The sequence below is a fragment of the Mycoplasma paraquilae genome (assembly GCF_048284415.1).
Lineage (GTDB): Bacteria > Bacillota_I > Bacilli_A > Mycoplasmatales > Metamycoplasmataceae > Mycoplasmopsis.
This window is the reverse complement of sequence record NZ_JBLVZU010000007.1, coordinates 1-14,248: the sequence shown is the minus strand read 5'-3', so window position 1 is coordinate 14,248 and position 14,248 is coordinate 1. Positions and strand designations below refer to the sequence as shown.

The 14,248-nt window shown below is 29.9% G+C and carries 12 protein-coding genes; all 12 read left to right on the top strand.

Annotation, left to right across the window (positions count from 1 at the left end):
• Positions 1 to 7 precede the first annotated feature (7 nt).
• Positions 8 to 1,837: a DNA primase gene (gene dnaG, locus ACNQ12_RS03390; RefSeq protein WP_418019172.1), complete on the top strand. Its 1,830-nt coding sequence runs from the start codon at positions 8 to 10 to the stop codon at positions 1,835 to 1,837.
• 9 nt (positions 1,838 to 1,846) lie between these two features.
• Entirely contained in the window at positions 1,847 to 3,367 is a 1,521-nt protein-coding gene (locus ACNQ12_RS03385) for an RNA polymerase sigma factor (protein ID WP_416754915.1), read from the top strand.
• Position 3,368: 1 nt separating this feature from the next.
• Entirely contained in the window at positions 3,369 to 4,163 is a 795-nt protein-coding gene (locus ACNQ12_RS03380; RefSeq protein WP_416754917.1) for a Nif3-like dinuclear metal center hexameric protein, read from the top strand.
• Between the two features lie 135 nt (positions 4,164 to 4,298).
• On the top strand, positions 4,299 to 5,534 hold the full coding sequence (locus ACNQ12_RS03375) for a hypothetical protein (RefSeq protein WP_418027330.1): 1,236 nt from the start codon (positions 4,299 to 4,301) through the stop codon (positions 5,532 to 5,534).
• Between the two features lie 369 nt (positions 5,535 to 5,903).
• Positions 5,904 to 6,686, top strand: a complete 783-nt coding sequence (locus ACNQ12_RS03370) for a hypothetical protein (RefSeq protein WP_418042167.1) — start codon at positions 5,904 to 5,906, stop codon at positions 6,684 to 6,686.
• Between the two features lie 52 nt (positions 6,687 to 6,738).
• A complete protein-coding gene (locus tag ACNQ12_RS03365; RefSeq protein WP_418019169.1) occupies positions 6,739 to 7,065 on the top strand; it encodes a hypothetical protein in 327 nt (108 codons plus the stop codon).
• Positions 7,066 to 7,319: 254 nt separating this feature from the next.
• A complete protein-coding gene (locus ACNQ12_RS03360) occupies positions 7,320 to 8,543 on the top strand; it encodes a replication-associated recombination protein A (protein WP_418027327.1) in 1,224 nt (407 codons plus the stop codon).
• The gene (pheS, locus tag ACNQ12_RS03355) at positions 8,543 to 9,499 is read left to right on the top strand and encodes a phenylalanine--tRNA ligase subunit alpha (RefSeq protein WP_416754925.1); all 957 of its coding nucleotides are present in this window, start codon (positions 8,543 to 8,545) and stop codon (positions 9,497 to 9,499) included. The genes ACNQ12_RS03360 and pheS overlap by 1 nt, the downstream gene beginning before the upstream one ends.
• On the top strand, positions 9,489 to 10,154 hold the full coding sequence (locus ACNQ12_RS03350) for a uracil-DNA glycosylase (RefSeq protein WP_418027324.1): 666 nt from the start codon (positions 9,489 to 9,491) through the stop codon (positions 10,152 to 10,154). The genes pheS and ACNQ12_RS03350 overlap by 11 nt, the downstream gene beginning before the upstream one ends.
• On the top strand, positions 10,154 to 12,367 hold the full coding sequence (locus tag ACNQ12_RS03345) for a phenylalanine--tRNA ligase subunit beta (protein WP_418037290.1): 2,214 nt from the start codon (positions 10,154 to 10,156) through the stop codon (positions 12,365 to 12,367). Before ACNQ12_RS03350 ends, ACNQ12_RS03345 begins: the two co-directional genes overlap by 1 nt.
• A complete protein-coding gene (glyA, locus tag ACNQ12_RS03340) occupies positions 12,368 to 13,630 on the top strand; it encodes a serine hydroxymethyltransferase (protein ID WP_416754929.1) in 1,263 nt (420 codons plus the stop codon).
• A 68-nt stretch (positions 13,631 to 13,698) separates the two neighbouring features.
• Positions 13,699 to 14,248, top strand: a 550-nt coding sequence (locus ACNQ12_RS03335; RefSeq protein ID WP_418042165.1) for a hypothetical protein, incomplete at its 3' end; no start/stop codon positions are given.

Sequence of the window (14,248 nt, the reverse complement as noted above, 5' to 3'; positions counted from 1 at the left end):
AGAACGAATGGAAAACAAAAGAATCCCAACTGAATTAGTAAACCAGATAATTACTAGTTCTAACATTGTTGATGTAATTTCTGAGTTTATCAATTTAACTAAAAAAGGAAACAACTATGTGGGACTTTGCCCGTTTCATGAAGATTCTACTCCAAGTTTTACAGTTTCTCCCCAAAAGCAAATCTTTAAATGCTTCCCTTGTGGTGCCTCAGGTAATGCTGTAGGTTTCCTACAACGGATTAAGAACTGAAACTTTATTCAAGCTCTTGAATTCTTAGCTCAAAGAGCTGGCATTCAATATGACTTTAGCTCATTAAAGAATTTGCAAAATGTTCAATCCTACTCTCAAGAAACTCTAGAATTAATTGATTTACTTTCAATTACTAATTCATATTACAAAGTACAAGTTTTAACCAATCCACTGGCTATGAACTATTTAAAAACTCGAAAATTGGATGATCCAATACTTCGTGAAAAATTTGACATAGGTTATGCGCCTCAAAATAAAACTATTGAGTATTTAAAATCTTTAAACTATGATACTGGACTAATGCTAAAAGCTGGTTTAATCAATAGCGACTTACATGAATTATTTTGGGATAGAGTTACATTTGGAATTAGAAATGAGTTTAATGAATTAGTCGGTTTTTCAGGTAGATCAATTGAAGCTCACCCTGTTGCTAAATATGTAAACTCACCAGCAACTGAATTATTTAACAAATCTAAAATCTTATATAACTTTAATAATGCTAAAGAATCCATAACAAGTAAAAAAGAAGTTATTATAGTTGAAGGATTTATGGATGCAATCGCTTTATACAAGGCTGGATTTGAAAATGTAGTAGCTTTAATGGGTGTTGCTTTAACTAAAGAACATTTAAGCTTAATTAAAAACAACAAAGTAATTTTATTTTTAGACAATGATACAGCGGGAATTGATGCAGCACTTCGTACTGTAAAAATTCTATTAGAACATAACTTTACAGTATCATTAATTGAAAATAACTATTCAAAAGATGCTGATGAAATTTTAAATACATACGGAGTTGAAACGTTAATAGAATTAATTAAAAATTCACAAATATCAGCTGTAAACTTTATTTATGAGAAATTAAAACAAATACATAAAGTGGATGCTCTTAAGGACTATGAAGCTTTTTCTAAATTTATTTTAGTGCTTAAGTCTTATATAGATTTACTCAATATTGAACAACAAAAGTATATAGCTAGCTTATTGCAAAAAGAGTATAATTACACGCTAACTATAAAAGAGCTCGATAATTCTCCTTATTATGGTGTATTTCATAATGATGATGAATTGGTGGATTATAAACATGCTAAAAGCTATCAAGAAAAGGTAGATTTATTAACTAACCAAAATCGCTTAGCATTGCTAATAAGAGCGATGAGTAATGAAAATATTTTAGAATTGCTTAAGAGCACTTCTGATGTGGCACTAATTTTTGCTCAGCCTGAAATTATTAAAGACTTATATGAATACACTATTAGACTTGAAACACCTCAAGATGCAAAGCAAATTTTTGACCAAATTGCTCAATCATTGAATACAATGCTAAACACAATTGACACTAATCCTACTGCTAATAATTTAATTATCAAAGATTACATCGATGAGAATATTAATGAGGCAAAAGTAACTAATGGTTCATCTATTCCACTCATGCCAGCATTAAATGAACAAGTGGCTGAATGAGAAAAATTTAAAAAATTTGTATATCCAGAAAATGGCAATGTACCTGTGCCTACATACATTCAGGATCAAATTAGTTTGCTAATAAACTACAAACATAAGCGTTTGACGCTAAAAAAGAAATAAGGGGGTTGTATGGATAATAAATTTGACTATAACACAGTGATAACTTATCTAAAACAACAATTAAAGCATAAACATAAGGATTACTTTACACAAGATGAATTATTAGAAGTTCTTGCAGCTAAAAATTTATTTATCGATGATGCTGAATTTGATGATTTTCTTGAAGAATTAAAAGACAATAATATTATTGCAGAAGACGAAGAAGAATACTTGGATGGTAACTATTCTGCTGATGATTTCTTAGATGAAATCAACGAAGATAAAGCTAAAAACAAGTCAAAATCTAAAAACAAAAAATCTAAAACTGTTAATTTAGATGAAGAAGATGATTTAGATGAAGAACTACCAGAAATCGACAGTGATGATATGGACATTGACTTTGATGATAAAGACGACGATGATTTTGTTGATGATGACTACGTTGAAGATGATGAAGTTGATGAAGACTATTATAAGATTCCGGATGAAGAAATCGAAGAAGACGAAGACGATGAGGATGACGAAGTCGATGAAGATGATGAAAAGTTAAATGAAAACTTTTTTGAAGAACCTGATGATTTAGATATTAATTTGGACGCTTTATCATTTGATTATGTTGAGGCAGTGGATTTAAATGACACCCCAAAGAAAAAAGCTGATTTATCTAATAAACTTACTGAAACAAATGATATTGTTAAATGATACATGAGATGAATTGGTAAGTATGGAGAATTACTTACTGTAGAAGAAGAACGTAAATTAGCTGAACAAATGGAAAAAGGTGGTTTCAGAGGAAAAAGAGCAAGAGATAAGCTTATCCAAAGAAACTTACGTTTAGTTATTAATAATGCTAAAAAATACAAAAATAGAGGTCTTTCATTTATTGATTTAATTTCTGAAGGTAACTCTGGTATTCTAAAAGCTGTTCAAAAATATGATGTTAATAAAGGATTCAAATTTTCTACATATGCTACTTGATGAATTCGTCAAGCTATAACTCGTGCTGTTGCAGACCAAGCTAGAACAATTCGTGTACCAGTACACATGGTTGAAACAATTAATAAGATTTCTAAAATCGAACGTGAATTACAACAAGAATTAGGAAGAGAACCAAGTGATGATGAAATCGCAGATAAATATGGAAATGGCTTTGATGCTGCCAAAGTTAGATATATTAGAAAAATTAATATTGACCCAATTTCATTAGATAAACAAGTTGGTAAAGAAAATGATTCATCATTTAGTGACTTTGTTAAGGATGAAAATATCATTTCACCAGTTGATTATGCATCTCATGAAGAATTAAGCGAGATTCTAGATGACATGATTAGTGAACTTGACCCAGAAGATAGAAAATTAATTTGCAAACGTTTTGGTGTAGGTGTTGATGAAAATGGTGAAAGATATAGAGTACACTCCTTAGAAGAACTTTCAATTGATCGTGGTGGAGTTTCTAAAGAGCGTGTAAGACAAATCGAAAACAAAATTTTACGTAAATTAAAGAGCAATGTTAAACATGGCAAAAATTTAAAGGATTATTTAAAAAACTAAAATGCGTAAAGAAAAAAGTTTAAAAATAAAAGATTTTATCAATGTAGTTAATTCAATGTATCCAAATGTAAACAAAGAAATTTGAGATCCATCTGGATATAGTGTTAAAACTGTACAAAGCAAACGCTTTAAAGGTGCAGTTTTAGCTATTGATTTAACAATGGAAGTGTTACAAGAAGCTATTGCTAATGATTGCAATGTGATTTTAACCCATCACCCATTTAAATTTGAAGCTACTTGATTAGCTGAAGATAAAAAAGCTCCTTATAAACGTGAAATTCTAAACTTATTAAGAAAACATCAAATTACGGCTTATTCAATGCACACTAATTATGATTGTGATCCATATGGAACTTCATATCAAATCGTTAAATATATGGGTTTAGAAGCCTCAATGGATTGAGACAAAACTCAGACTTTTAGCGCTGTGTTTAAAGCGAATAAGTCCCTTTTAGAACTTAAAGAAATATTAGAAGATAAAATGCATTTAACAGCATTTAGAACTAATGTGCCAGCTGATAAGTATAATGATAAATACACTACAGTAGCCATTTTATCTGGTAGCGGGTATATTGGTCAAATAAACGATTTAGCCTCACAGGTAGACTTAATCATTTCAAGTGATTTTAGATGAAGTGACTGAATTGTCTTTGATCAAATGAAGACAAATATCTTAGAAGTCCCTCATTTAGATGAACAAGTTTATGCATGACACATGTATGAAATTTTAACAGGTATGTTTCCTGAATATAAATTCGTGTTAAAAGACATTAAAGAACCATACCACAACTTATAAGCACTTAGGTGCTTTTTTCATATTTTTCTCTAGCACTTAGGTGCAAAAGTCAAAATGTGGAAACTTTTTGCTTATTGCAGAAAATTATTCAACTCTCTTTTATAATTTTATTATATGTAAGATAAAAGGAGAAAAATGAAGAAAACATGACAATTCTATTTTGCAGTCCCATTAGCAATTACACCACTTGCTTTTGCTTGTGCATGCAATCAAACTGATAAAGATAGTAATGTTTTAAAATTAAATAGCAAAGTGTCTGCTGCAGTAGACAATATAAATGAAGGAATTTACAGTAATTTGTTAGCTTTTCCTGCTTTATATAATGATTCAAAATATTTGAAACTAGATAGCATTATCGATCAAACAAATAAGCTTTTAGCTAAGTATGCGCGTATTGTGAATGATTCTCAAATTAGTGATAGATTTGAAAAACTAAATATAATTATTGATGAATTAAATGATATTGCAATATTCCTTGGCAAAAATGGCAACACTAATTCAGATAATAAAATCAGCTATATTTTTGATGAATATAAAGAAAATAGAAATCGAAATATAAATGTACCTAAAACAAATCACAAACAAGATTCAAAGATTGCAGAACTTCTAAAAGAAAAATCAGAATACGAACATAACTTTTGAATGTTGAAATTACTAAAACAATTAGATACAAATGAAACAAAAAATTGAATCAACTATTTAGAAGGCAAAATAAAAAATGAAAATATTTTTTGACAAGTTAATTTAGATCTGAAGATGGCTACTTTAATGACTCAGATGCTTAATCTTTCATATTTTGATACAAATGGGTGTCTTGCTGGATCGATATGCCCGGAAAGACTAGTTATTGCAGACTTAGTAAAGGATAAATCTGAATTTGCGATTGGTGATAAGCAATTTTTGATTAGTTCATATATCGAGACAAAAAATGTTACTAATCAACAAATGATTAACAATTTTAAAGACTTATTTATTATTAGTAAAATATCAGATTCAAATACCCCTAAAATTTTTAAAGATGCTTTAAGAAAAACAATTTTCATCAATAAAAACAGATATATGAATGTTGATTCTACTAAAGATAACTCTAAGTTTATGGATGAAATTGAAAGATATGTACAAACTATTATTAAGGAATACACAGAGCAAGGGATTGATGTTGTTTATAGAGAAATGATAAAAAACGCAATTGAAAAACTTGATAATGAATTAAACAATATTAATGAGCGCACACGTACTATTCAATCATATATAAACATGACTAAACTAGGAGATAAAATAACTATTGAAGTAAATAAGCAAATTGCAGATACAAAGGTAATAATACAACAATTAATCAATAATCTAGATGAAGATTTGAAAACATTATAATATCGATTAAATGATGTTCTTTATAACTAAAAATTATCAACTAATATATAGCAATTTATAAGCACTAGAAATGGTACTTTTTTCATATTTTTATCTAGCATATAGGCTCAAAAGTCAAAATGTGAAAACTTTTTACGATTTTATTAAAATGTTTTTATTCTCATTTATAATAATTTACAAGATGTTTTCAAAAGCTAATCAAAGTACATAAAATAGGTAAAAAGTGTTGGCCTTAGTATCCTAAACATCTCATAAATAGTTTAATAGGGATTTTTTATTCATTGCCAAATAAATGAAATATTAACTTAATGATTCTTCTAAAACAATATTGTAGAGAAATAAAGAATTTAAAAATAATTGGAGATAAGAATGCATTATAAAAGTAACCTGGAATCACCTCTCTCTTGAATAGCACTTATTTTATGTGTTCTTATATTGCTTTGAGATTCATATATTTATATCTTTTGAGATTTAAAATTAGCTCGAATGTATGTTATGCCAACAACAGCTAAAAGAACAGAGATAAGTGAAAATCATTCTGTAATATGCAATATTAAAAAATATAATGAAGGATATGAAATTATCCTAAAATGCCTTAAAAGAAGAGTAAAAATTAGAGCAATATGCGAGCCAATTTTTAGAATAATTTATGCAATTGCACAATGTTTAGCATTTACTTATGCGGTTAAAGGTGGATTCATAACATTTCTTAATGTATTTTGCTGAATGGGCTTTATGTTGCTTCCTATAAACACATGGAATTTATATCTCCTATACAAAGATATTACACATGATATAATTTCAAACCAAGTGCTGATAGAAGGAAAAAACCAAATTGAAAAATTCTCATTTAAAAATGTAAAAAGTCAATATGATAAATTATCCTTCAATATAAGAATATATGAGCCGTGATATATCGATCCCAAAGATAAAAAATCCAGATTGCAAAGATTACAATTTAGCGTGAGATTTTGAAGAAATCTCGGTGCCAATAATGAAGAAATAGAAAAAATATTTTACTTTTTATTTTCGTTCAATTATGACCTTGATTACTTTTTTATCTCAAAAGTTGATTCATTGGGCCAAATTCAATATGTATATTATAATTTGCAACATATAAATTCTGATAATAAATTTGAAATAGATAAATAGCAATTAATGGCAAAAATAAATCGTTTTTGATAAAATAATTTAAGGAGAAAATATGAAATTTAAAAAACTATTATTAAGTATAGGACTTAGTTCAACTGTAGTTGTTCTTCCAATATCAGCAGTAGCATGCAACAACTCCGATGCTTCTTCTGAAAGCATTTCAAAAGAAATGAAAACAGTTTTTGATGAAATGATAACAAAAATCACAGCTAACCCACAAAACGCAATGCAGATTGCTCAAGAAATGTCAGATAAACTAACAAGTATTTCTAAAAAAGCTGCTAAACTTTCAAAAAAGGAACAAGAAAAATTTGCTAAAAAAATTCAAGAATACGTAAATGAATTTATGCAAAGAGCACTTAATCCTCATATTGAATAAAATTTCATGAGCTTTAAATACATTTAATCTAATGCATAACTTAAAAATCCAATAGTCTTATTGGAAAATTTCAACCAAAAATATCTGGAATTGTATGCCAGATATTTTTTGATTAACAAACAGCTTATTTAGCCAAATAAGGAAGATACATGCTACTTTATGCCCGACTGATATTAATCTTTTTAGAAAGCATAAAAATATATAGTGTTGTATAATTGAATTAAATATTTATATTTAATTAAATGAGGTTTTATATGAAGAGTCAAAACTTAGCAAACGCCTTAAGACCACAGACGTTAAATGATATTGTTGGCCAACAAAATATCATAAAATTATTGAAAAAAGTAGTTGCAAATAAAATTACAAGCAGCTTCTTATTTTTTGGAGAAGCTGGTACAGGAAAAACATCTACTGCAATAGCGTTAGCAAATGATCTGGGATTAAAATATGATTATTTTAATGCTTCAGTTGACTCAAAATCAAAACTTGTAAATATTTTAGAAAACAACCAATGCATTATTATCGATGAAATTCATCGATTAAATAAAGATAAGCAGGACATCTTGTTATCATATGTTGAATTTGACAAGATAATTGTATATGCAACCACTACTGAGAATCCTTATTTTAAGGTTGTTCCAGCAGTGCGTAGCAGAATGCAAATTCTACAATTCAATAAGATCTCTGAAGTAGATATTGTCAATAAACTGGAACAAATTGTTGCATCCACTTATCCAGAATTAAAAGTGTCGCGTGTTCATTTACTAGCGCTAGCACGTTTATCAGCTGGTGACTTGCGTTCTAGCATTAATAATTTACAAATGCTAGCTAACTGTGTTGATGAAGGACAAGAAGTAACTGATGAAGTGATTAAAACAGTTGTGCCAAACGTGAACTTTTATTCAGATTTAAATTCGAGTGCTCATTATAATAATTTGTCTGCATTTCATAAATCTTTAAGAGGGAGTGATCCAGATGCTGCTTTATATTGAGGAATGCTAATTTTACAATCAGGTGATCTAGATGGATTATTTAGAAGAATGCTTTGCGTGGCATATGAAGATGTTGGACTTGCTGCACCTAATGTTTCGCTTAGAGTAGCGGAAGCTATTAGAAGTTTTGAACGTTTAGGGATGCCGGAAGGACGCCTACCTATTGGCTTTGCTATTTTAGACCTAGCATTATCACCTAAAAGCAATGCATCATATTTAGCTATTAGCCAGGTAGAACAACTTATTTCATCTGGAGCAGTTTATGAAATTCCTAAGCACTTACGGGATGCTCACTATGCATCAGCTGCTAAATTAGGAGACGGAAATGATTATAAATATCCGCACGATTATGCTAATAACTATGTGAAGCAACAATATCTACCTAATGAAATTAAAAACATGCAGTTTTATTGACCTCAACAAAATTCAAATGAATTAAATATAGAAAAATATTGAAATTTAATTAAAAAAAATAAGGAGCTATAATGGAGCTTAAATTAGAAACTATAAATACATTAGAAGACTTAAAACAAGCTAAAGCAAAAGCCTTTGGTGCCACAGGTGAAATAGCCCAGTTGCAAAATGAATTAAAAGCTGCACCAGTAGAAATGAAAAAAGAACTTGGAGCTAAAATTAATCAACTTAAAACAGCATACAATAACTTCTTTGAACAAGCTGAAAATAGAATTAAAGAATTAGAAATTCAAGCTAAAGTTAATTCTGAATTTATTGATGTGACTGCACCTTTAAGTAAGCCAGCTAGTTTACATCCTATTACAATTGTTGAAAACAGATTAAAAGAATGATTCTACCAACATGGTTACTATCAACAAGAAGAAGGCGAAATTGTCACCGATCTATTTAATTTTGAAAGATTAAACATTCCAAGTGATCACCCTGCTAGAGCTATGCATGATTCTTTATACTTTAATCCAACTACACTATTAAGAACACATAACACAGGAATTACTGCTAAAGTTTTGGCTGAAAATCCAAATAAAATATTTTCAACTTTTGCCATTGGAAAAGTATATCGTAATGATGAAGATGATGCAACTCACTCACACCAATTTACTCAAGTTGATATTGTTTCGGTAGGGAAAGGAATTTCTTTTGGAAACTTAATTTGAACCCTAAAAGATTTACTTTCATACGTGCTAGAAGAACAAGTTGAAATTAGACTTAGACCAAGCTACTTCCCATTTACTGAACCAAGTGTGGAAGTTGATGTGCTTTACAAAGGTAGATGAATTGAAATTTTAGGTGCTGGAATGCTACATCCAAATGTTTTAGCAATGGCTGGTTTTGATCCAGAATTTAATGGATTGGCTGCCGGTCTTGGAATTGAAAGAATTACAATGATTAAATACGGATTTAATGATATTAGAGATTTATACAGAAATGATTTAAGAATAATGGAGCAATTTAGACATGAAAGATAGTTTTTTAAATATTTTACAAACCGAAGGTAAGAAACCTTATTTCGAAATAATCATTAATAAATTAGAAGTGGCTGAAAAAGAATCACAAGTTTTACCTCACCAAATGGATATGTTCCATGCATTTGATTTCTTCCAAGTCCATGAAACAAAAGTTGTCCTTTTAGGTCAAGATCCATATCATACTGTTGGTTATGCAGATGGTTTAGCTTTCTCAACTGGTAATGGAAAGCTAACACCTTCTTTAAGAAATATTTTTACAGAAATTAAGAAAGATTATCCAAATGCTAAATTAGATAACACTTCATTAGTTTCTTGAGCTAAACAAGGAGTTTTATTACTTAATACAGTGCTAACAGTTTCTGAAGGAGCAGCTAATTCACATGCTACTTTTGGATGAGAGAAATTTACACACGAAGTTTTATCACAAGTAGTTAGACAAAATCCTGATGTTATTGTAGTGGCTCTTGGTAAACAAGCTGCTAAATTTGTTACAAATTTACCAATTGCACCCGACAATTTAATCATAACTTCTCATCCAAGCCCATTTAGCTATAAAAAAGGTTTTGAAAACTCACATATTTTTAAAGAAATCAACGATAAATTAATAGAAAAAGGTATCACAGCAATCAATTGAGATACTAACAAGGAGGCATAATGTTAATTTCGCTAAATCATTTAAATTCATTACTTAAAGGAGTTAAGCTTTCTGCAAGTGATGTAGAAAAAACCTTAAACAGCATCGGATTTGAGGTTGAAGAAGTAAAACCTTTTAGTAATGTTAAAGGGTTGGAATTTTGTGAAGTTCTTTCAGTAAAGCCTAACCCAAATAGTGATCGCTTAGATGTAGTTGAAGTAAAAACTAAATCAGGGCAATATACAATTCAAACTAACAATCGAATTTTAAAACCTGGAGACTTAACAATTTGCTTCCCGATTGGAGCAAGTAAAGGTGATTTTACTTTTAGTGAAGTAGAATTGAAAGGTTTACCTTCACAAGGTATGTTTGGAGCTTGAAGTGAAATTGGTTATGATTGAAAATTATTGAGTAAAAAGGATCAAATTGTAACTTTTGATCCAAGCTTTGCTTCATTAAACGATGACCCGATTGAAAAATTAGGTTTAGATGACTATTTAATTGAAATTTCAATTACAGCTAATCGTAATGATGCTAATAGTTATTTTGTGTTAGCTCGTGAACTTGCTGCATATTATGGTGCAGAAGTAAATTATCAATTAATGGATACAAGAATTAATGCCAGTGAATTTGTTACTGATTTAAAAATAGACTTAAATAACAAGGCAATTAATGATGCGTTTTATCTTCCGGTAACTGCACCAGATAGTGATATTGCTTTAACTGATAAAATGTTACTAGCTAAACATGGTTTTGATACTAATCAATCATGAGCTAATAATGTAGCTAATATTTTACTTCTAATGGCAGGAACTCCTGCTCAAGTTTATGACTTGGATAAATTACCAACTCAAGCAACTTTAAGCGCTAAAAAATTCTCAGGAAATGTAACGGTTGAAGATAAAGAAATCTTAGTTAAAGATGTATTAGCTATTTATGCTAATAATGATTTAATTTCACTTGCAGGTGTTAGCGTGCTAAATTCATACCAAATTAGTGAACAAACAAAAAACTTCTTATTTGAAGTTGCAGCCTTTGTGCCTAGTGAAATTAGACATACATTAAGAGAAATTAAGACTTCAAATCCTGCGGGTGCTCAAGCTTCTAGACCTATTACAAAGCATTTAGCATATCAAGGAATGAAAACTTTAGCCCAAGCTTTATTAAAGCAACCAAGTAAAAATCAGTTTGCTAATGTACCTCAAAATAATGCTAAAACGATTAAATTTGAACTAGATAAATTAGCTGCTTATGGAGGAAAGCTAGATGCTAAGCGTTTAGAATTTGCTTACCAAGCTCTGGCTAATTTAGGATTTAAGTTATCTAGTGATTTAAGCAATATTACAACTCCTGAATATAGATATGATGTTAATGTGATGGAAGATGTAATTGAAGAAATTTTACGTTTCTATTCTTATGATGGTATCGGAGAAGAAATTTTACCAAGCATACCTCTTAAAACTATGAAAGCTAATCCTACACCAGCTAACTTTGTGGCTCAAGGATATTCAGAAGTTAGAACATTTACCTTGGTTTCACATGAAAAAGCACAATTCAATCCATTTAACTTTACAACTAATCAAGTTTTACAAACTTACGTATCCAAAGAACGTGAAGTAGTTAGAAATTCAATTGTAACTTCACTTGCTGGAGTAGTTGAATACAACTTAAAACGTAAGATGAATGATATTAACATCTTTGAAAAAGGGATGATTAATAACAATGTTATGGTATATGGAATTGCAAGTAGCACTAAATCATTTAGACAAATGCAACTTGATTTAATTAACATAACTGGAAAAGACTTAAAATTTGTTCCATTAGCAGATAATGAAATGATTCATCCAAATGCTTCAGCTGAAATTATCTTCCATGACCAAATGGTAGGGTGAATCGGAAAAATTCACCCTAAATATGACACTACAAATGGAACTTTATATGCTGAAATTTTAACCTCTATGTTTAATGAACAAAGCTCAGAACTTAAATTTGAAACTGTAAACTTAGAACCTTTAAAAACACTTGATATTACCTTTGAATTAGATGCAAATGATTATGTTTCACCTGCGCTTGATTTTATTAATCAAATTGATAATGCTGCAAATGAGTTACAAACAGTTAAAGTCATTGATCAATTCCAAAAAGGTGACAAAGTTAACACAACAGTTCGCTTTGTGGGAACTGAACAAATAATTTCACTTATTGATGCCAAATTCAATAAAAAAGGAGAATAGATGTATAAGAATTTAGAATTACATGACAAAGTTGTGCAAGATGCAATTAACAATGAGCTTGCACGTCAACAAGATCATATTGAATTAATTGCTTCTGAAAACTATGTTTCAGAAGACGTTCTTAAAGCTCAAGGCTCAGTGCTAACTAATAAATATGGAGAAGGATACCCTGGCAGAAGATACTATGGAAGTTGTGAAAATGTTGATATAGTTGAACAAGCTGCAATTGATCGTTTAAAAGCTATTTTTGGCGTTAAATATGCTAATGTGCAACCATATTCAGGATCTGTAGCTAATGCTGCTGCAATTGCTTCAGTAGTACCTTCTGGTGGGAAGATAATGGGTCTAGCTCTTAATTGTGGAGGCCACTTAACACACGGATACAAAATTAGCTTTAGCGGAATCTTTTACAACTCAGTTTCTTATGAGTTATCTAAAGATGGCCTATTAGATTATGATGCAATTTTACAACAAGCATTAGTTGAAAAACCTGACTTAATTATTTGTGGTTATTCAGCGTATTCTAGAACAGTTGATTTCGCTAAATTTAGAGAAATTGCTGACAAATGTGGAGCTAAATTAATGGCTGATATTGCTCACATTGCTGGATTAATTGCTGCAGGATTACACCCTTCACCTGTTGGATATGCTGATATTATTACTTCTACAACACATAAAACCCTACGCGGTGGCCGTGGAGGTATTATTATGACCAATGATGAAGAAATTGCTAAAAAGGTAGATCGCTGAGTATTCCCAGGATATCAAGGTGGCCCTTTATTTCATGCTATTGCTGGAAAGGCTGTAGCCTTTTATGAAGCAATGCAACCTATGTTTAAACAATATGCTACAGATATAATTACTAATGCTCAAACATTTTGTCAAGCTTTTAAAGATAAAGGAGCAGTTATTATTTCAGGTGGTACTGATAACCATTTATTTATGGTTAATGTACTAGAAACTTACAATATCAATGGTAAGCAAGCTGAAACCCTACTTGAAAAGATTAATATAACAATTAATAAAAACACTATTCCTTTCGATACACTTTCACCTACTCTTGGAAGTGGAATAAGACTTGGAACAGCTGCTATGACAAGTAGAGGATTTACTAAGTGACAAGAATTGTGTGACATCATTGATTATGCACTTAGAAATTTAGACTTCTTAAATTCTCCTGAAGGTGAAGAAAAATTAGCTCAATTAAAAGCCCAGGTTATTGACTTAACTCAAGAATTCCCAATCAAAAAATCATACTTATAAAATGCTATGTGGAAATAAAAGCTATTTCCACATTTTTTATTCTATTTTCTGACTTATAGCAGTATCTAATGTACAATAAAAATATGAGAAGAATTAAATGAACATTTTTAACTTTAGGTATTACCTCGATAATAGTTGCCCCAACAGTTGCGGCAAGTTGCTTACCTGATGGTGATAAAAAACAAGCTAAAATTGATGAACTGACCTTAAAAATAAAAGAAAAAGATAAATTAATTCAAAAGGCAGCTGATTTAAAAGCTAAATTTGATGCCTTAAGAAAAGAAAAAGATAGCATTAATAAGCAATTACAAAGCGCTCAAAAAACTGTTAAAGAATTACAAAAGAAAAATAAAGATGAAAATCCAAATAATGATATTCAAATTACACAACTGCAAGAAACTATTAATAATTTAAAATCAGAATTAAAAACTAAAGAATCAGAAAATGCGACACTAAATAATAAAATTAAAAAATTAGAAGCTGAAATTAAAGAACTAAAAGATAGTGACCCTGATTATGAATTTATTGATGATTCAGAAGCAGACGATGATAATGGTTCTGACAATGGTTCTGACAATGGTTCTGACAATGGTTCTGACAATGGTTCTGACAATGGTT